At 47.1% G+C, this 18,835-nt stretch carries 18 protein-coding genes and 1 other annotated feature; of the genes, 6 read left to right on the top strand and 12 right to left on the bottom strand.

Annotation, left to right across the window (positions count from 1 at the left end; translation table 11 throughout):
* Window positions 1-19: 19 nt before the first annotated feature.
* The 11 genes from AYY17_RS02140 to AYY17_RS02190 form a co-directional block, all read right to left on the bottom strand.
* Window positions 20-787, bottom strand: a complete 768-nt coding sequence (locus tag AYY17_RS02140) for a vitamin B12 ABC transporter ATP-binding protein BtuD (protein WP_067420899.1) — start codon at window positions 785-787, stop codon at window positions 20-22.
* On the bottom strand, window positions 787-1,797 hold the full coding sequence (btuC, locus tag AYY17_RS02145) for a vitamin B12 ABC transporter permease BtuC (protein ID WP_067420901.1): 1,011 nt from the start codon (window positions 1,795-1,797) through the stop codon (window positions 787-789). Before btuC ends, AYY17_RS02140 begins: the two co-directional genes overlap by 1 nt.
* Before the next feature lie 111 nt (window positions 1,798-1,908).
* Window positions 1,909-2,205 carry an integration host factor subunit alpha gene (ihfA, locus tag AYY17_RS02150; protein ID WP_067363146.1) on the bottom strand — a complete coding sequence of 99 codons (297 nt, stop codon included), beginning with the start codon at window positions 2,203-2,205 and terminating at the stop codon, window positions 1,909-1,911.
* Window positions 2,206-2,209: 4 nt separating this feature from the next.
* On the bottom strand, window positions 2,210-4,597 hold the full coding sequence (pheT, locus tag AYY17_RS02155) for a phenylalanine--tRNA ligase subunit beta (RefSeq protein WP_067420903.1): 2,388 nt from the start codon (window positions 4,595-4,597) through the stop codon (window positions 2,210-2,212).
* A 14-nt stretch (window positions 4,598-4,611) separates the two neighbouring features.
* Window positions 4,612-5,595 (bottom strand): phenylalanine--tRNA ligase subunit alpha, encoded by a 984-nt coding sequence (gene pheS / locus AYY17_RS02160; RefSeq protein WP_067398287.1) that lies wholly within the window; start codon window positions 5,593-5,595, stop codon window positions 4,612-4,614.
* Between the two features lie 90 nt (window positions 5,596-5,685).
* Window positions 5,686-5,811, bottom strand: a sequence feature (Phe leader region).
* A gap of 140 nt (window positions 5,812-5,951) precedes the next feature.
* Entirely contained in the window at window positions 5,952-6,308 is a 357-nt protein-coding gene (gene rplT, locus AYY17_RS02165) for a 50S ribosomal protein L20 (RefSeq protein WP_067398290.1), read from the bottom strand.
* A 38-nt stretch (window positions 6,309-6,346) separates the two neighbouring features.
* On the bottom strand, window positions 6,347-6,544 hold the full coding sequence (rpmI, locus tag AYY17_RS02170; RefSeq protein ID WP_067398700.1) for a 50S ribosomal protein L35: 198 nt from the start codon (window positions 6,542-6,544) through the stop codon (window positions 6,347-6,349).
* Between the two features lie 92 nt (window positions 6,545-6,636).
* Window positions 6,637-7,176, bottom strand: a complete 540-nt coding sequence (infC, locus tag AYY17_RS02175) for a translation initiation factor IF-3 (RefSeq protein WP_067363155.1) — start codon at window positions 7,174-7,176, stop codon at window positions 6,637-6,639.
* Between the two features lie 3 nt (window positions 7,177-7,179).
* Window positions 7,180-9,108 (bottom strand): threonine--tRNA ligase, encoded by a 1,929-nt coding sequence (gene thrS, locus AYY17_RS02180; RefSeq protein ID WP_067420905.1) that lies wholly within the window; start codon window positions 9,106-9,108, stop codon window positions 7,180-7,182.
* A gap of 413 nt (window positions 9,109-9,521) precedes the next feature.
* Complete coding sequence (locus AYY17_RS02185; protein ID WP_067421303.1) at window positions 9,522-11,084, bottom strand: phosphoethanolamine transferase; 1,563 nt, start codon at window positions 11,082-11,084, stop codon at window positions 9,522-9,524.
* Window positions 11,085-11,441: 357 nt separating this feature from the next.
* Window positions 11,442-12,122 carry a transglycosylase SLT domain-containing protein gene (locus tag AYY17_RS02190; RefSeq protein ID WP_067420907.1) on the bottom strand — a complete coding sequence of 227 codons (681 nt, stop codon included), beginning with the start codon at window positions 12,120-12,122 and terminating at the stop codon, window positions 11,442-11,444.
* A gap of 237 nt (window positions 12,123-12,359) precedes the next feature.
* Between AYY17_RS02190 and AYY17_RS02195 the strand changes: the two genes are divergently transcribed.
* From AYY17_RS02195 to AYY17_RS02215, 5 genes are all read left to right on the top strand, one after another.
* The gene (locus AYY17_RS02195; protein WP_067420909.1) at window positions 12,360-13,289 is read left to right on the top strand and encodes a metal ABC transporter substrate-binding protein; all 930 of its coding nucleotides are present in this window, start codon (window positions 12,360-12,362) and stop codon (window positions 13,287-13,289) included.
* Window positions 13,286-14,170, top strand: coding sequence for a manganese/iron ABC transporter ATP-binding protein (locus AYY17_RS02200; protein ID WP_067420911.1), 885 nt, complete (start codon window positions 13,286-13,288; stop codon window positions 14,168-14,170). Before AYY17_RS02195 ends, AYY17_RS02200 begins: the two co-directional genes overlap by 4 nt.
* Window positions 14,167-15,042, top strand: a complete 876-nt coding sequence (locus AYY17_RS02205) for a metal ABC transporter permease (protein WP_067420913.1) — start codon at window positions 14,167-14,169, stop codon at window positions 15,040-15,042. The genes AYY17_RS02200 and AYY17_RS02205 overlap by 4 nt, the downstream gene beginning before the upstream one ends.
* Window positions 15,039-15,893, top strand: a complete 855-nt coding sequence (locus tag AYY17_RS02210; protein WP_067420915.1) for a metal ABC transporter permease — start codon at window positions 15,039-15,041, stop codon at window positions 15,891-15,893. Before AYY17_RS02205 ends, AYY17_RS02210 begins: the two co-directional genes overlap by 4 nt.
* 196 nt (window positions 15,894-16,089) lie before the next feature.
* Entirely contained in the window at window positions 16,090-16,953 is an 864-nt protein-coding gene (locus AYY17_RS02215; protein WP_067420917.1) for a fructosamine kinase family protein, read from the top strand.
* Window positions 16,954-17,188: 235 nt separating this feature from the next.
* On the opposite strand, the gene AYY17_RS02220 is transcribed toward AYY17_RS02215, so the two are convergent.
* Window positions 17,189-17,728, bottom strand: coding sequence for a YniB family protein (locus tag AYY17_RS02220; RefSeq protein WP_067363178.1), 540 nt, complete (start codon window positions 17,726-17,728; stop codon window positions 17,189-17,191).
* Between the two features lie 181 nt (window positions 17,729-17,909).
* Between AYY17_RS02220 and hxpB the strand changes: the two genes are divergently transcribed.
* The gene (gene hxpB / locus AYY17_RS02225; protein WP_067420919.1) at window positions 17,910-18,575 is read left to right on the top strand and encodes a hexitol phosphatase HxpB; all 666 of its coding nucleotides are present in this window, start codon (window positions 17,910-17,912) and stop codon (window positions 18,573-18,575) included.
* Window positions 18,576-18,835: the final 260 nt, after the last annotated feature.

Raw genomic sequence — 18,835 nt, forward strand, 5'->3', positions numbered from 1 at the left:
AGCATAACAAAAAATTGCGCTAATGTTGATGCCAATCCGTTATTTGCCAATGGGTTTCTTGTACAGGTCTGATACTTTTTATGTCAGATTGAAAAAGGTCGCTCAAAATATCTTCAGTCATCACCTTTTTCGTTTCACCTGCCGCCAGTAACCGCCCTGCTTTCAGTAATACCACCGCATCTGCATTGATATAACTATGGTTTAAATCATGGCCGCTGGTAATAATAGTTCCCTCAAGCTGACAAAACCGGGCAACCCATTTATCGAGTATCGCCTGCTGAGTAATATCCAGGTGATTGCGGGGTTCATCTAATAACAGATATTTACCGCTCAGATTATCACCGGTCCATAATTGCAGGAATGAGGCGGCAATTTTAACCCGCTGCCATTCACCGCCGGATAACCTGGTTAATACCCGGGACAATAATGGCGCTAACTGAAAGTCATCACAGAGCGGATAAATAATAGTGGTATTTTCCGGCTGCGCCGGCATATAAAGCTGTAAATACTGAAACACTGTCATTACCGGGATGCTGTCCGTCAGTTGAGTCAGATACCCGCGAAAACCGGCCTGCTGCCGCTTGGGGATAGTCTGCAAATTTCTGCCGTAATAACAAACCTCGCCCTGATAGCGGGCTATACCGGAAAGCGCTGCCAGTAAGGTACTTTTTCCGGAGCCGTTAGGTCCCAGCAGATGCACCTGCTGCCCGGCTGAGAAATCCAGATGATCACAAGAAAGGCGCTGCCCTATCTGCAACTGACTGACTGATAATAAAGGTGCGTCCATCAGCGTCTCCCTCCGTGATGCCGCGTAAGCAGATAAATAAAGGCGGGTGCGCCGATAGTTGCCGTCACCACACCGATGGGAATTTCTGCGTTAGCTAAAATCAGGCGCGAGCACAAATCGGCCAGCAACATACTGACCGCACCAAACAGCCCGCAGGCAGGAAGCAGTGTCCGGTGATCCGTAATGCCGGTCAGACGCAACATATGCGGAATAATCAGCCCGATAAAGCTTATCGCGCCGGCTATCGCCACACTCAGCCCGATTAATAACCCGACCGCAATAATAAACACATTGCGCCAGCGATGAGCTGACACCCCGAGTTGCTGCGCGCTGACCTCACCAAGTGCCAGATAATTAAGAACCGGCGTCTGCCACAACAGCCAGAGTGCCACAACCGCAAGCGCTGCCAGCAGCGGACTGAGCCGCCAGTCAGCCCCGGAAAAGCTGCCCATCATCCAGTACATCAACTGACGTAAATCCAGGCTGGTACTGAAATAGACCATCCAGGTCATAAATGCCCCGCAGATAACCCCGAGCGCCACCCCCACCAGCAGCAGCTGACTGTTACTCAACCGGCGGAAATGGGCGAAATACAATAAAATCAGTGTCAGCAGTGTTGCACCGATGACTGCGCCGGTACCCAGTACCCACAACGGTGGCATTCCTTTGAAAAATAATACTATAAAAACAACAAAGACGCCGGCACCATTACTGACACCCAACAGACCCGGTTCCGCCAGCGGGTTTTCAAAAATCGCCTGCATAACAGCTCCCGCCATCGCCAGGCTTGCACCCACGGCAATCACAGCCAGTACCCGGGGAAAACGCAGTTCCCAGACAAACAGCTTAGCGGTTTCTGTCAGCCACTCGTCCGGCAGGATCCACATTTCACCTGCGCATAATGAAACGGCAGTTATGATAAGTAATGCAACGGAGAGAAAAATAATACGGTGCATATCCCGCTTCTGCCCGGATTGCACCAGTTGTGTGATGGGGTTGTGAGTACTCATGAGATCCCTGTCATTATGTAAGACGGGAAACAGTATACCTGTACTGACGGAACGTTACTGTCTGACAAACCACAGAAAAGAAAACGACCTCATGAGAGGTCGTTTCAGGTCTTACTCTTTCGGTGTCGATTTTTCGACCTTGGCTTTCAATTTCTGCCCCGGACGGAAAGTGACAACCCTGCGCGCCGTGATAGGAATATCTTCACCCGTCTTAGGGTTACGGCCCGGACGCTGATTTTTGTCCCGCAGATCAAAGTTTCCGAAACCGGATAATTTTACCTGCTCGCCATTCTCGAGAGAACGACGCACTTCTTCAAAAAACAGTTCTACCAAATCTTTCGCATCGCGTTTGCTGAGATCCAGTGTTTCCGACAAATTTTCTGACATTTCAGCTTTAGTAAGCGCCATAGGTTTAGTCCCTCAAGGATGCTTTAAATCGCTGTTGCAACGCGGCAACACATTTGTTTACGGTTGCTGCAATTTCATCTTCTTCAAGTGTACGTTCAGTATCCTGTAAGGTCAGGCTTATCGCCAGGCTCTTGTAGCCTTCAGCAACGCCCTTACCGTAGTACACGTCAAATAAGTTTATGCCAACTAACTGATTTACGCCAACTTTTTTACATTCATTCAGAATGTCTTCTGCGGCGACATTTTCCGGCACAACGATGGCGATATCCCGGCGGTTTGCAGGGAAGCGTGAAATTGCTTCAGCCTCAGGAATAATACGGTCTGACAGTGCGTCCCAGCGGATTTCAAAGACAACCGTACGGCCATTGAGATCCAATTTTTTCTCCAGTTCAGGATGAACCACACCAATGTAACCGATATGCTCACCTTCCAGATAAATCTCAGCACCTTGTCCCGGATGGAGGGCCGGATTCGTCGTTGCTTTAAACGATACACGATCTAATTTGCCAGTCAATTCTAAAATGGTTTCCAGATCACCTTTTAAATCATAAAAATCAACGACCTGTTTTTCCAATGACCAGTGTTCATCATTCCGGTTACCCGCAACAACCCCGCCCAGCATGGTTTCCTGACGGATCCCGAGGTCTGCCTGCGCATCAGGAACGAAGCGCAACCCTGATTCGAAAAGGCGTACACGGCTTTGCTGGCGGTTTTGATTATAAACAACGGTGCTCAGCAGACCCGGTAATAGTGACAGACGCATCGCTGACATATCCACAGAAATCGGATTAGGCAGAATAATGGCGTCCTGACCCGGGTGCAGCAGTGCCTGAATTTTAGGATCCACGAAACTATACGTAATCGCTTCCTGAAAACCCCGGTCAACTAACAGTGTTTTTACCCGTTTCAGCGGAAGATGTGCTTCATGACGTGATGTCATGATGAGATCGGCACGTAACGGAACATCCGGAATATTGTTATAACCGTAAATACGGGCAATTTCTTCAACCAGATCTTCTTCGATTTCCATATCGAAACGCCAGCCCGGTGCAACCACCTGCCACTGATCCTGTCCGGCATTCACATCACACCCTAAGCGCGTCAGAATGTCTGTGACCTGTGCATCATCCACATGATGACCAATCAGCCGATCGAGTTTATGACGGGTCAGCGTGATAGTTGCCGCTTCCGGTAAATCTGCTTTTGATACGGCTTCAATAATATCACCGGGCTCACCACCGCAAATATCAAGGATTAAGCGGGTGGCACGCTCTGCCGCCATATGTTGCAATTGCGGGTCAACGCCACGTTCAAAGCGGTGTGATGCATCCGTGTGCAGACCATACTGACGGGCACGGCCGGTGATCGCCAGCGGATTGAAAAATGCCGTTTCCAGCAGAATATTTTTTGTCTGTGCAGACACACCTGAGTGCTCACCACCAAAAATACCTGCCATGCCTAATGCACCGCGGTTGTCCGCAATGACCAGGACATTGTCTGTCAGTGTAATTTCGTTGCCGTCCAGCAGAGTCAGTTTTTCACCCTGCTCTGCCATACGGACGACCATTTCGCCATCAAGTGTGTCCAGGTCGTACGCATGTTGCGGCTGACCGAGTTCCAGCAGAACATAGTTGGTGATATCCACGACCGGATCAATAGAGCGTACGCCGCCACGGCGTAATTTTTCCACCATCCACAACGGTGTTTTTGCTGTGACATCCACGTTTTTGATAACACGGCCCAGGAAACGCGGGCACGCTTTTGGTACATCAACACGGATCGGGAAAGTATCCTGATGGACAGCCGCAACCGGTGTCATGTCCGGCGCCTGATAATCCATTTTATTAATGACCGCAACATCACGCGCCACACCACGGATACTCAGGCAATCTGCACGGTTTGGCGTAATGCTGATGTCAATCGCCGTATCATCGAGTTTCATATACGCACGCAGATCAGTTCCCACAAGGGCATCTGCCGGTAACTCAATAATACCGTCGTGATCTGTACTTATTCCCAGCTCAGAAAATGAGCAGAGCATACCTTCTGACGGCTCACCACGCAGTTTGGCGGCTTTAATTTTAAAGTCACCCGGTAACACCGCACCGACGGTTGCTACCGCCACACGCAGTCCTTTGCGGCAATTTGGCGCACCACAAACGATATCCAGCAGGCGGTCGCCCCCGGTATTCACTTTTGTGACACGCAGTTTGTCCGCATTCGGATGCTGACCACATTCAACCACTTCACCGACGACAACGCCGTGAAACTGACCGGCTACGGTTTCAACACCGTCAACTTCCAGGCCTGCCATGGTAATCTGATCGGATAATGCATCACTGCTGATCGCCGGATTTACCCATTCGCGTAACCAGAGTTCACTGAATTTCATGAGAAAGTCCCGCCTTATTTGAATTGCTTGAGGAAACGAAGGTCATTTTCGAAGAACGCACGTAAATCACTCACGCCGTAGCGCAGCATGGTTAAGCGCTCCATTCCCATACCAAAGGCGAAACCGGAGTAAATATCCGGGTCAATACCGACATTGCGTAACACGTTAGGATGCACCATTCCGCAGCCCAGCACTTCCAGCCATTTGCCGTTTTTACCCATAACATCCACTTCCGCCGATGGCTCGGTGAACGGGAAGTAAGACGGACGGAAACGAACCTGCACTTCTTCTTCGAAGAAATGATTCAGGAAATCATGCAGCGTGCCTTTCAGATTGGTGAAGCTGATATTGGTATCAATAATCAGGCCTTCGGTCTGATGGAACATCGGTGTGTGTGTCTGATCGTAATCATTACGGTAAACGCGGCCCGGCGCAATAATGCGGATTGGCGGCTGTTTATCTTTCATGGTACGGATTTGCACACCGGAGGTCTGGGTACGTAACAGACGTTTGGCATCAAACCAGAAGGTATCGTGATCAGCACGCGCCGGATGGTGCGCCGGAATATTCAGTGCATCGAAGTTATGATAATCATCTTCAATCTCAGGGCCGGACTCCACAGAAAAACCCAGTTCGCCGAAAAAGGCTTCAATACGTTCGATGGTGCGGGTTACCGGATGTAATCCGCCATTTTCCATACGACGTCCCGGCAAAGAGACATCAATCCGTTCAGCAGAAAGACGTGCATTCAGTGCAGCAGATTCCAGAGAATCTTTACGGGTGTTCAAGGCTGTCTGGACTTCCAGTTTAGCCTCGTTAATCACCGCGCCCGCAGCAGGACGATCTTCCGGCGGCAGATCCCGCAGCGATTGCATCTGTAGTGTTAAATGCCCTTTCTTACCCAGGTATTCAACACGCACCGATTCCAGCGCTGCAACATCTTTTGCCTCTTCGACGGCTGCTTTTGCCTGAGCAACCAGTTCAGCGAGATGTGGCATGTTTTCCTATTCCTCTGACCCTGTGGTCTTCAATTGTGACGATAGTCGCTGCCGGTATTTTTATAACATTTCACATTGGCAGGACCATAAAACAAAAAAGCCTCCAAACTGGAGGCTTACGGCGTTACTTTTCGTTTCTTTTTTACGCGTAAAACCCCCTGAATTCAGGCGCTAAAGTAAAAAAAGAAGCGGAAAGAAACGAATGTGTTCATTTTTTCAACCATTCTGGTTAATTGAGTTATGTCCTGTAATACTACGCGAAAATTCAGCAGAGATACAACGACAAATTATTCATTTGGAAGATTTTTTTGTCAGACAGCAAAAGAGGGAGCAAGCTCCCTCTTTTGTCTGAACAATTACGCCAGAGCGCCTTTTGCTTTTTCGACCAGTGCAGCGAATGCCACTTTATCGAATACAGCGATATCGGCTAAAATCTTACGATCGATTTCGATGGATGCCTTTTTCAGACCGTTAATGAAACGGCTGTAAGACAGACCATTCTGACGAGCTGCTGCGTTGATACGTGCGATCCACAGCTGACGGAACTGACGCTTACGCTGACGACGGTCACGGTAAGCATACTGTCCGGCTTTGATTACAGCCTGGAATGCAACACGATAAACGCGCGAACGGGCACCGTAGTAACCTTTCGCTTGTTTCAGAATTTTTTTGTGCCGTGCACGGGCAACAACACCACGTTTTACGCGAGCCATACTAATCTCCTAAGTCTTAAACTATGCTAAAAACTTGCTTATGCGTATGGCAGGCAAGCAACAACTAAACCCAGATCCCCTTTGGAGACCATACCTTTTGCACGTAAATGGCGTTTACGCTTAGTTGATTTTTTAGTCAGAATATGACGAAGGTTAGCATGCTTACGCTTAAAACCACCTTTGGCGGTTTTTTTGAAGCGCTTCGCTGCACCACGTACAGTTTTAATCTTTGGCATTTTAATATCCACTTCGCATTGTTAAAAAACGAATTAGCCTGGCGAATAAATGCCGGGGTTGCCCCCGGCGTTTATTACTTGTTATTGCCCGACTATTTCTTCTTCGGCGCAAGCACCATGATCATCTGACGGCCTTCGATTCGGGATGGAAACGATTCGACGGACGCGATTTCACTCAGATCGTCTTTAACACGGTTAAGTACTTCAAGACCGATCTGCTGGTGCGCCATTTCACGACCACGGAACCGCAGTGTGATTTTGGCTTTGTCACCATCTTCAAGAAAACGAATCAGGTTGCGTAGTTTGACCTGATAGTCGCCTTCATCTGTACCAGGACGGAATTTAATTTCCTTGACCTGAATAACTTTTTGTTTCTTTTTCTGTTCTTTTGTCGATTTGCTCTTTTCGTAGAGGAATTTGCCGTAATCCATAATCCGACAAACCGGCGGCTCGGCATTAGGACTGATTTCAACTAAATCAACCCCTGCTTCCTCGGCTTTCTCAAGAGCTTCTTTAAGGCTGACAATACCAAGTTGTTCGCCTTCCAAGCCAGTCAAACGTAATTCAGTGACACGAATCTCCGAATTGATACGGTTTGGACGTGCCGTTTGGATTCTTTTTCCGCCTTTAATACTTTATTCCTCCAGTTGATCAAGACTGCGACTGCGAATTTCTTCAAGCAGTTTTTCTTTAAATTCTTTTACATCGAAGCTGCCAAGGTCATTACCGCGGCGTGTACGAACAGACACTTTGCCTGATTCAACTTCTTTATCACCGCAGACCAGCATGTAAGGAACACGACGTAATGTGTGTTCACGAATTTTAAAGCCAATCTTCTCATTTCTCAAGTCTGCTTTTGCACGGATACCGGCATCTTGCAACTCTTTGAGTAATTTTTGAACATAATCCGCTTGTGAATCAGTGATATTCATCACTACAACCTGATTCGGCGCTAACCATGTCGGGAAGAAACCCGCTGTTTCTTCAGTCAGGATACCAATGAAACGTTCCATTGAACCTAAAATTGCGCGGTGAATCATTACCGGGGTAAGGCGTTCATTATTTTCAGCAACATACGTTGCACCTAAACGAGCCGGTAGTGAAAAATCGAGCTGCACTGTACCACATTGCCATGCACGATCCAAACAATCATACAAAGTAAATTCAATTTTCGGACCGTAAAACGCACCTTCGCCCGGCAGGTATTCGAATTCAATACCATTTTTCTCCAGCGCGCTGGCCAGATCAGCCTCAGCTTTATCCCACTGAACATCTGTACCAATACGTTTTTCAGGGCGTGTGGACAGTTTCACCACAATCTTTTTGAAGCCGAAAGTGGAGTATATGTCATACACCATACGGATACAGGAGCGGACTTCATCCATTACCTGCTCTTCAGTACAGAAAATATGTGCATCATCCTGAGTAAAGCCGCGGACACGCATCAGGCCATGTAACGCACCGGATGATTCATTACGGTGACAGCTGCCGAACTCTGCCATACGCAGCGGCAGATCACGGTATGAACGCAGACCCTGATTAAAGATCTGGATATGGCCCGGGCAGTTCATTGGCTTAATGCAATATTCACGGTTTTCAGAAGACGTGGTGAACATGTGCTCTTTATAGTTTTCCCAGTGTCCTGTTTTTTCCCACAGAACGCGATCCATCATAAACGGACCTTTAACTTCCTGGTAATCGTATTCTTTCAGTTTCACACGGACAAACACTTCCAGCTCACGGAAAATCGTCCAGCCGTCGTTATGCCAGAACGCCATACCCGGCGCTTCTTCCTGCATGTGATACAGGTCAAGCTGTTTACCGATTTTACGGTGGTCGCGTTTTGCCGCTTCTTCCAGGCGTTGCAGATAGGCCGCTAACTGTTTTTTATCGCCCCATGCTGTCCCGTAAATACGTTGCAACATTTTGTTGTCGCTGTCGCCGCGCCAGTAGGCACCCGCCACTTTCTGTAATTTGAAGTGATGGCAAAAGCGCATGTTCGGTACGTGCGGACCACGGCACATATCGATATATTCTTCATGATGATATAATGCAGGCTGCTGATCCTGAGGAATATTTTCATCCAGGATTTCAACTTTATAATCTTCGCCGCGGGATACAAATATATCGCGGGCTTCACGCCAGCTGACGCGTTTTTTGATAACGTCATACTCTTTTTTGGCGAGTTCAGCCATCCGTTGTTCGAGTTTCTCTAAATCTTCCTGAGTCAGGGAGTGTTCGAGATCAACGTCGTAATAGAAACCGTTGTCGATTACCGGACCAATTGCCATCCGGGTATCCGGCCACAATTGTTTGATGGCGTGACCTAACAGGTGCGCGCAGGAATGTCGGATAATGTCCAGACCGTCATCATCTTTGGCGGTAATAATGGCTAAACTGGCATCGTGTTCAATCAGGTCACAGGCATCAACCAATGTGCCGTTAACACGACCCGCGATACAGGCTTTCGCCAGACCGGCACCGATATCGTTAGCAACATCAAGGACAGAAACAGAGTGATTAAATTGGCGCTGACTGCCGTCAGGAAGAGTAATTACAGGCATTTTAAATCCTTATCTACAGTGGTGACCCATACGTAAGATCACATATAGAAATCTCATTTATTTGATTAACTTTCAGTACGTTGCCGGAAATTTCTTGCGTACATTGCAAGCTGGGTCACATCGGTAAATATCCATTTACCGGGCGCCCTTGCCGGAACTCAAAATCCATACTAGCACAGCAATTACGGATTAATAGATTTATCTGGCTATGTCACTGAAAAGGTGGATGGCGTCACAAACTGAGCTGTATTTGTAAACATTTCATGGCGAAACAACCGGCAGACCACAGAATAATCAATAATCGGCTAACAGATTCACAGAAAAACTGTGATTTTTTATCCCGAAAGCCGGGTCTGAGGGATAAACGACAAAACCCGCAGGGACGGGTTTTCATCATACAGAAAATGCATCAGTTACTTTGTGGCCGGAAGAACCAGGTCGTCATCCGGCAATTTACTGAAATCCTGAAGTTCATTTTTAAAATTGACGACTTTATCCTGCCCTGCACATTGTGTATCTTTCAGCCAGTCACAGGTTTTATCCAGTTTTTTATCCTCAATGCCCAGCCACTGACTCAGTAACGGCAGCATAGATAATCCGCTGCGGAAATGGTTTATACGGGTTTGTGACTGAGCATCATACGCTGTGATAAAAAACGGTACCTGAAAATTAGGTTTTACACTGTCACCATGTGTCACATTGGTATTTTCTGTTCCTTTATCCACAAACATCAGCCCGTGATCGGAAAAGTATGCCATCGTCCAGCGGCGGTTGTCTTTATCCGCCATCTGTGCAATATCTGAGAGTAATTTGTCTGTATTTTCAATACTTTTCACATAACATGAAATATTACGTGAGCCGATAAATTTATCAAAATTCTCAGTCAGGCGGCTGCACGGCTGCGGGTGTGAACCATTCAGATGCACGACTATCAGCTGCTTTCCGGAATTTTCGGCCAGCGCATCCCGGACAAACGGCAGCAGCATCTCATCAGGGCCGCCTTTATCAGAACGGTTCGGTGCAACAAAGTGCGCAAATCCCGCTTTTTTACCCATGATCCCCACCGGTGAATCATAAATACCTTTCAAATGCTGATTCGAAATCCAGTAAGTATGAAAGCCGGCTTTATTTGCCAACGCCACTACATTATCATTCAGGTTAATGATATTTCCTTCACGGACAGCCAGAGCATTGGTCAGTGACAGTGTTGTAGAACCGGCAGCTGAAATATAATTATCAAAAAATATACCGTTCCGGTTGCTCATCCACGGAGTATTGGGGTAATGAGTAAAACCGAATCCCTGCATGAAATCTTTACGGACACTTTCACCAATAACCAGAATATAGGTATCATAGCCGGTATCGTGCACAACGGGATCCCAGTGGTCACTGGTTTCAATTACTTTGGCGTAACGCAAATTGTCTTTACGGATTTGAGCATAGCTATTATAGCTGTCACGAAAAAAACGGATTTCCGGCAGGCCTGATTTAAAAACAGAGGTAATACCTTCTGATTTTCCCTGAATATAATCTTTTGATGAAGACCAGAAGGCACTGATAAAAAAGATAATAAACAGTGTCAATCGCCAACTGCGTTTTTTCGGGGTACTCAGTAAGCACGCCATAACTGCAGAAACAGTCATTACTCCCAGATATAAATAGGTTTTTACCGGAAGCCCGGCAATATATTCAAGGGATTCATTATTATCCGTATACATCAGTGAACCGATGGCATTCACATCAGGATAACCGTAATTAAGACCAACCGCCCCGTAGATAAGCCCGGCCAGCCAATAAATTACAATCAGCGCTATGTATAATGTTTTACTTAAGGATAAACAAAAGACAAATAATGCAGCCGCACTTAAAACATAAATAAATTTATATTCATAGCCGAAGCACAGATGAAGAAGAGAGAAAAAGAGAAATAACCCAGCCGTTGCAATCAGGTTTTTTAGCGTGCTTTTTATTGTCATTTGAAATAATTCATATTCGTAACTAAAAATGAGGTCAGCATTATAGCGGGACTGATAACAGGATACGACAGCTTTTGCCACCAGCAATGAATGTTTCTCATCACATCCCTGTATCTCATCAGGGTATAACCGAATTATTACGTTAAGAATTGATACAATTTATCATTATTCATTCACCACCTGTAAAACACTTTCCGCTATGATTCAGCCCGTAGTAGAGATAAGTGAACTTTTGGTATTACTCTTGCCCTGATCCTGAATCAGGGCTTTTTTTATTGTTCTGTTTACCACTTACAATGCAATTTCAGACACACTCTGCATTTTCCTCAATATACCTATATCGGTTATGACAGATTGTCAGTCTGTCATTGCCAGAGCACTGTATGCGTTTTTGACTTTCCACAGGTATCGCGGAGCCTGCGGTGCCGGATGTTTGCTCCGGACATGCTCATAAAATTCATCCGGTGATAATGCATTGATTTTTGTAATCGCCAGTGCGCGGTCATTATCAAAGGTACGCAATAATGCACCGGCTCCGTTTACATAGGACACAATCGTTGCGTAATTAAGTGTTTGCGGATTGGTAATACCGGCAAGGTGCTGATCACGGATAATCCGGATATAGGTTGTGCCGATATCAATATTGGTTTGCGGATCAAGCAGGTCACGGGTTGATGGCTCGCCGTTGCGCCCTTTCATGCGGTAAGCATCGCGCCCGGCCGTAGAGGCTTTAATCTGCATCAGCCCGACAGCATTCGATTTACTGATAACATCAGGCCGGTAAGAGGATTCCACTTCAATAATAGCGCGGATCAATGTTTCATCGATTTTATAACTGTTGGATGCCTGGCGGATAAACTGATCAAACGGTGTCGCCGGATAAATACCACTTGCGTTTCCCTGCGCAGGAAACAGCGAAGCGTCATAATCAGCGGATGGCGTCTTATTTATCCAGCCGCCGGTACGGGTCTGTTTATTGCTTCCTGAGCAACCCGCTATTAATAATGCTATTGCAATCACACTAACGGTTTTTTTCACTGTGCTACCCTTTATCCGGCGTTCTTCTGGCGTCAAGAATACTGAAAATGTACAGAAACAAAAAGAAGTTTACTTAACTTTTACTTTCCCCGTAATTCATAGCATAGTGTGAACCAATACCCTTGAATGTTATAAAGATATTACAAAAGTGCTTGACAGCATCAAATGATATTGATAATCATTATCAGTAAGGATATCCTTAGTTTTTGTCACACTTTAACCAGGCAGGCTGATACTATGAACAAAAAACAAAAGACCCTCTTTCCCGCTTCCCTGTCGCGCATATTGCGCCATTGCGTCCTGCTGCTCACACTAAGTGCTGTCAGTTGGTATGCCACTGCGGCTGATAAAAAGTTTAAAGTCGTCACCACCTTTACTATTATTCAGGATATGGCACAAAATGTTGCCGGTGATGCAGCTATTGTGGAGTCCATCACAAAACCGGGTGCTGAGATCCATGATTATCAGCCGACCCCGAAAGATATTATGCGTGCACAGGATGCAGATTTGATTCTGTGGAACGGGTTGAACCTGGAGCGCTGGTTCGAGCGTTTTTTTGAGAATTTACAAGATGTTCCGGCTGTTGTAATCACTGAGGGCATTAAACCTAATTCGATTCGTGGCGGCACCTATAACGGTAACCCGAACCCGCATGCCTGGATGTCCCCTGCTAATGCCCTTGTTTATGTCGATAATATCCGTGCCGCTCTGGTGAAACACGATCCTGCAAATGCAGATACCTATAATAAAAATGCAGCCGCTTATTCAGAAAAAATCAAAGCGATGGATGCGCCTCTGCGCGCCCGGCTGGCAAAAATCCCTGAAAATCAGCGCTGGCTGGCAACCAGTGAAGGTGCCTTCAGTTACCTCGCCAATGATTACGGATTTCAGGAAGTGTATTTGTGGCCGATTAATGCCGAAGAACAAGGCACACCACAGCAGGTTCGCCATATCATTGATACTATAAGAAAATATTCAATTCCGGTTGTTTTCAGCGAAAGCACTATTTCTGATAAACCGGCAAAACAGGTTGCCAAAGAGACGGGGGCAAAATATGGCGGCGTGCTGTATGTGGATTCACTGTCAACCGCAGAAGGCCCTGTCCCGACTTATATAGATTTACTTAATGTGACCGTAGATACGATTGCCAAAGGATTTAACCAATGAGTGAACTTGCCGGTAAACCGCGATTGGTTGTCGATAATGCAACCGTGACTTATAACAATGGCCACACGGCTATTTATGATGCCAGCTTTACTATCGACGGAGGATCTATCTGCGCGCTTGTCGGCATCAACGGCAGTGGTAAATCCACGCTGTTCAAAACGATTATGGGTCTGGTTACGCCGACACAAGGCCGGGTAACACTCAATGATGAGCCGGTACGCACGGCTCTGAAAAAAAATATTATCGCCTACGTTCCGCAGACCGAAGAAGTGGACTGGAATTTTCCGGTGCTGGTGTCAGATGTGGTTATGATGGGACGTTACGGCAAAATGGGCTTTCTGCGCATTCCCGGCAAAGCAGATAAAAAAGCGGTTGCCGATGCTATTGAACGCGTTGGTTTAACCGGTTTAAGTCACCGCCAGATTGGTGAGCTGTCCGGCGGACAAAAAAAACGGGTATTCCTCGCCCGCGCACTTGCGCAGGAAGGGAAAGTTCTCCTTCTGGATGAACCCTTTACCGGGGTGGATGTAAAAACAGAAAATGCCATTGTCGACCTGCTGCGCGCACTACGTGAAGAGGGTCATCTGGTGCTGGTATCCACCCATAACCTCGGCAGTGTGCCGGAGTTCTGCGATCATGTGATCCTGATTAACCGAACCGTGCTGGACAGCGGTCCTACTGCCACCACCTTTACACAAAAAAACCTGGAAAAAACCTTTGGCGGTGTTCTGCGTCATATCAACCTTTCCGGATCAGATCTTCATGACGATGATGATCCGCGCTCACTCACGGTTATCACCGATGATGAACGGGCTGCTGTTTTCTACGGCCATCAGGATAATCTGACTGTGCAAACCGGCACTAAGGATGAACGGCCATGATTGAGCTGTTGCTTCAGCCGTTTGAATACAACTATATGGTAAAAGCTATCTGGGTCAGCGCAATTGTGGGAGCCGTCTGTGCGTTTCTCTCTGCTTACCTGATGCTGAAAGGCTGGTCACTGATGGGGGATGCGCTCTCCCACTCTGTGGTTCCCGGCGTTGCGGGCGCTTATGCGCTCGGCTTTCCGTACTCAGTCGGTGCTTTTTTTACCGGTATGCTGGCGGCACTTTCCATGACATTTGTCCGTCATCTGACCCGGTTGCGGGAAGATGCGGTGATCGGGTTTATCTTTTCCACCTTCTTTGCCGCCGGTCTGCTGATTGTCTCGCTGAACCCGACGTCCGTAAATGTGCAGACGATTATCATGGGGAACATCCTCGGGATCGCTGATACCGATATGTTGCAGGTGGAGATTATTATTGCCGTTTCATTCCTGGTACTGATGTTTATCTGGAAAGATTTACTGGTGGTCTTTTTTGATGAAACCCATGCCCGCTCTATCGGACTGAACCCGCCGGCACTGAAAATCATCTTTTTTACCCTGCTCAGTGCCTGTACGGTTGCGGCCCTGCAAACTGTCGGTGCAATACTGGTTATCGCCATGGTTATCACGCCGGGTGCAACCGCATACCTGTTAACTGATCAGTTTAAAAAATTACTGATAACCGCGGTCATTTTAGGCGCGGTGACCAGCAGCGTCGGCGCTTACCTGAGTTATTTTCTCAATGGTGCCACCGGCGGCATGATAGTTACCTTACAAACTGTCGTATTTCTGTTTGCCTTTTTCTTCGCACCAAAACACGGCATGTTATCGACCCGCCGCCGTGCGCGCCGTGAATCCGCAGCGTTACGTCAAGAGGCAAAATTATGAGTGATTTTCTGACCTCACTGTTTATTGACCCTTTTGCATTTCCGTTTATGCAACGGGCAATGTTTGCGGCGATCATCACAGGCGCTGTCTGTGCCGTGCTCTCCTGCTTTCTGGTGCTCAAAGGCTGGTCACTGATGGGGGATGCTATCTCTCATGCCGTGTTACCGGGAATTGTTCTCGCCTTTGTTATGGGCATCCCGATTATTATCGGTGCCTTTGTTTCAGGCTTGTTCTGTGCTTTTGCCACCGGATACCTGAAAGAACACAGCCGGATCAAAGAAGATACGGTTATGGGGATTGTTTTTTCCGGCATGTTTGCTCTCGGCCTGGTTCTGTTTACCCGGATAGATACCGATCAGCATCTGACGCACATCCTGTTCGGCAATATACTCGGGATCACCCGGGCAGAACTGTATCAGACCATGGTGATTGCGGGGCTGACCATGGTTGTGCTGATGATAAAATACAAAGATTTCATGCTCTACTGTTTCGATCCGAACCAAGCGCGCGTTATCGGTTTGCCTGTCCGCCTGCTGCATTACGGGCTGCTGTCACTGCTGGCACTGACCATTGTTGCGGCACTGCAGGCTGTCGGGATAATCCTTGTGATCGCCATGCTTATCTCGCCCGGCATCATTGCTTTCCTGTTGTGCCGCAGTTTCGGCAAAATGATCATAGTTGCTGTTGCCGTATCAGTCAGCTCAAGTTATATCGGGACAGTTGTCAGCTTCCATATCGATGGTGCAACCGGTGCCTGTATCGTTCTGGTTCAGGCGCTCTATTTTGTCATTGCCCTGATTTACAACCAGCTCCGGTTATCCGCACTCAAACGTCACAGACAAATTGCCTGATAACGCTGTGCAGTGATTATTCTGCGAACGGAATAATCACTGCGTTTCAGGTGAAGATATCCTGAAATACTCTGCATATCCCCTTTTTTGCTATTTCCCTGCCACTAGTGTGCAATTTGTGTGAGACATCCGCTTTTTTCTTTTATATTCCGACTGTAGAATAAATGAACTGATTAACGGCTTAGTGAGGTGGCTCATGTGGCAAGCAGTGGGACGTATACTCAGTGAACACTTCGGTGAACATTCGTTCTCTGATAAAAAGCAGCTTGATGGTGGTGAAATCCATCGTTCCTGGTATGCCTGTTATGGCGATCACCCGGTCTTTATCAAATACAACCGGCGCGATATGCTGCAGGTCTTTAAAACAGAAGCAGAACAACTGGATGCGCTGAGTCGCAGCAGCACACTGACCACACCTGCCGTTTATGGTGTCGGCTCAACAAAAGAGCACAGTTTCCTGATTATGGAATACCTGCCGCTGAAGCCTTTTGATTCACATACCGCTTATGTATTCGGACAACAACTGGCGCGTCTGCATCAGTGGCATGAACAACCCCGCTACGGTTTTGATGAAGACAATCTGCTCGGGACTAACCCGCAGCCGAATGCCTGGGATAAAAAATGGGCCTCTTTCTTTGCTGAAAAGCGTATCGGCTGGCAGTTACAGCTCGCCAAGGAAAAAGGCATTGTGTATGGCGATATTGATACGATTGTCGAACGTGTACAAGAGCGCCTGAATAACCATCAGCCACAACCCTCTCTGCTTCACGGTGATTTATGGCCGGCAAACTGTGCCGCTGTCACTGACGGAAGAACAGTTGCCTTTGATCCTGCCTGTTACTGGGGTGATCGTGAATGTGATTTGGCAATGCTCACTTTTTTCCCTGAACTGCCAATGCAAATCCTCGACGGCTATCAGCAGATATGGCCGCTCGACAGTGGTTTTTTAGACCGGCAGCCCCTTTACCAGCTCTATTACCAGCTTCACCGCAGTCACTTATTCGGTGACCGTTATTATCAGAGTGCACAGAGTATTGTTGATGATATTCTGACCCGCTGAAACATTATCTATACCCAACGTCATTCAAGATGCAGGCAGGCGGCAAAGGAAGATAGACGGGGAGCATAGGTTAACTATGTAACCCGACTTCTGAGTGCAGCCAACGAATCTGCAGTTTGAATGAATAAGGGTATACCCGTTACATTACGGATATTACAGAGCTTATTGCAGTAGACAGAAAAACGCCCCGTACATGTTAATGCCGGGGCGTTTTTCTTCAGACTATCCGCCGTAATTACCAGTTAAGAAATTTAATTAAAAACCATGCAATCACGCCTATAAACACAGGGAGTACATACAACACAAAAATCTGACGAAAAATAGTATGGTTAGGAATCCGAATTTTGGCTTTTAAGTCCTCAAGTGTTTTTCCGCTCTCTCTGGCATTTTCAATAATGCTCTGATCTTCAATATTTTCCCGGATAAATTTCACCTGTCTTGACATGCGGATCCCGGATGCACTCAGCGCCAGACCAACAAACATCAGAATATAAATCAGCAGAAAACTTAGATTATAACTCTCCGTTCCCAGTAATTTGTCCGGTGTAGGTGAGTTACGCCAGAATACATTCAGGAACGGTGTGTTCACCCGGATCATTTCCGTAACAACATTAATAAAATCCCCGATAACGGCATTAATTTTGTCACTGGCAGTGCTTTGCTGATGTGCCAGTTTCAGTAAAGAGACTATGGTTGAAATCAGCGCAGGAATAAATACCACCCACCCTGCCACACGTTTAAATACAGCGAGCCAGCGAGCCTGTTGCAACGTCATTCGTTTTCCTCATTTTATCTTTTAACGCTAATGATAACGCAGAAAACAGGTGAAAATCATTAGCAATATTCTGACCTTTTATAGCCGCGTAAATTATTGACGCATTTAATGAATTCTGCCAGTCCCCTTGTTACAATCGCTGTGCGTTTTAATTCATTGATAATTATCAGGAGCATACGCTATGTCCTACACACTACCTATTCAGGCCGCTATTTTTGATATGGATGGCTTACTGATTGATTCTGAACCCTTTTGGTTACAAGGAGAGGAACAGGTTTTCAGCAGTCTGGGTCTGGATATGTCCCTGCGGGATAAATTACCCGACTTACTGGGGCTGCGTATCGATCAGGTCGTTGAATTATGGTATCACGCGTCCCCGTGGCAGGGCCCGGACAAACAGGAAGTCACACAGCGGATTATTGATACCACGATTGCGATGGTGGAAAAAGAGCGTCCGTTACTGCCGGGTGTAGAGCATGCATTGACACTGTGCCGGGATGCCGGTCTGAAAATTGCGCTGGCGTCTGCTTCCCCGCTCTATATGCTGGAATCTGTCCTGAATATGTTTAACATCCGTGACTATTTTGATGCAGTCGTCTCTGCCGGTGATTTGCCTTACAGCAAGCCACACCCGCAGGTTTACCTGAATGCCGCTCAGGCACTCGGTGTAAAACCGGTGCAATGTGTTTCACTGGAAGATTCCGTCAATGGCATGATTTCCTGCAAAGCCGCGCGTATGCGGTCTATTGTCATACCGGCAAAAGAGAATGCGGACGATCCGCGCTGGTCGCTGGCAGATTATAAGCTGGCCTCATTAAATGAACTGACAGCGGACATGATCCGTTAAGCCTCCCGGCGGCAGGGATCTCCTGCCGTTTGAATGAATAAGGGTATATACCCAACGTCATTCAAGATGCAGGCAGGCGGCAAGCTCCGACCGCCGGGGAGCATAGATAACTATGTGACCTGGCGGGCGTAGTGCAGCCAACGAACCTGCAGCTTGAATGAATAAGGGTATAGTCGAATATTCCATAGTTATCCATTAATAAATAAGCATTTTCTTTTTTATCCTCTGGTCGAACGCATCAAAAAACTTTATACTGCGCC

Source organism: Morganella psychrotolerans, assembly GCF_001676055.1.
Lineage (GTDB): Bacteria > Pseudomonadota > Gammaproteobacteria > Enterobacterales > Enterobacteriaceae > Morganella > Morganella psychrotolerans_B.

Excerpts from the sequence above, each read along its gene's own strand:
- AYY17_RS02140 (WP_067420899.1), bottom strand. The coding sequence starts at position 787 with ATGGACGCACCTTTATTATCAGTCAGTCAGTTGCAGATAGGGCAGCGC.
- btuC (WP_067420901.1), bottom strand. The coding sequence starts at position 1,797 with ATGAGTACTCACAACCCCATCACACAACTGGTGCAATCCGGGCAGAAG.
- ihfA (WP_067363146.1), bottom strand. The coding sequence starts at position 2,205 with ATGGCGCTTACTAAAGCTGAAATGTCAGAAAATTTGTCGGAAACACTG.
- pheT (WP_067420903.1), bottom strand. The coding sequence starts at position 4,597 with ATGAAATTCAGTGAACTCTGGTTACGCGAATGGGTAAATCCGGCGATC.
- pheS (WP_067398287.1), bottom strand. The coding sequence starts at position 5,595 with ATGCCACATCTCGCTGAACTGGTTGCTCAGGCAAAAGCAGCCGTCGAA.
- rplT (WP_067398290.1), bottom strand. The coding sequence starts at position 6,308 with ATGGCTCGCGTAAAACGTGGTGTTGTTGCCCGTGCACGGCACAAAAAA.
- rpmI (WP_067398700.1), bottom strand. The coding sequence starts at position 6,544 with ATGCCAAAGATTAAAACTGTACGTGGTGCAGCGAAGCGCTTCAAAAAA.
- thrS (WP_067420905.1), bottom strand. The coding sequence starts at position 9,108 with ATGCCTGTAATTACTCTTCCTGACGGCAGTCAGCGCCAATTTAATCAC.
- AYY17_RS02185 (WP_067421303.1), bottom strand. The coding sequence starts at position 11,084 with ATGACAATAAAAAGCACGCTAAAAAACCTGATTGCAACGGCTGGGTTA.
- AYY17_RS02195 (WP_067420909.1), top strand. The coding sequence starts at position 12,360 with ATGAACAAAAAACAAAAGACCCTCTTTCCCGCTTCCCTGTCGCGCATA.
- AYY17_RS02200 (WP_067420911.1), top strand. The coding sequence starts at position 13,286 with ATGAGTGAACTTGCCGGTAAACCGCGATTGGTTGTCGATAATGCAACC.
- AYY17_RS02205 (WP_067420913.1), top strand. The coding sequence starts at position 14,167 with ATGATTGAGCTGTTGCTTCAGCCGTTTGAATACAACTATATGGTAAAA.
- AYY17_RS02210 (WP_067420915.1), top strand. The coding sequence starts at position 15,039 with ATGAGTGATTTTCTGACCTCACTGTTTATTGACCCTTTTGCATTTCCG.
- AYY17_RS02215 (WP_067420917.1), top strand. The coding sequence starts at position 16,090 with ATGTGGCAAGCAGTGGGACGTATACTCAGTGAACACTTCGGTGAACAT.
- AYY17_RS02220 (WP_067363178.1), bottom strand. The coding sequence starts at position 17,728 with ATGACGTTGCAACAGGCTCGCTGGCTCGCTGTATTTAAACGTGTGGCA.
- hxpB (WP_067420919.1), top strand. The coding sequence starts at position 17,910 with ATGTCCTACACACTACCTATTCAGGCCGCTATTTTTGATATGGATGGC.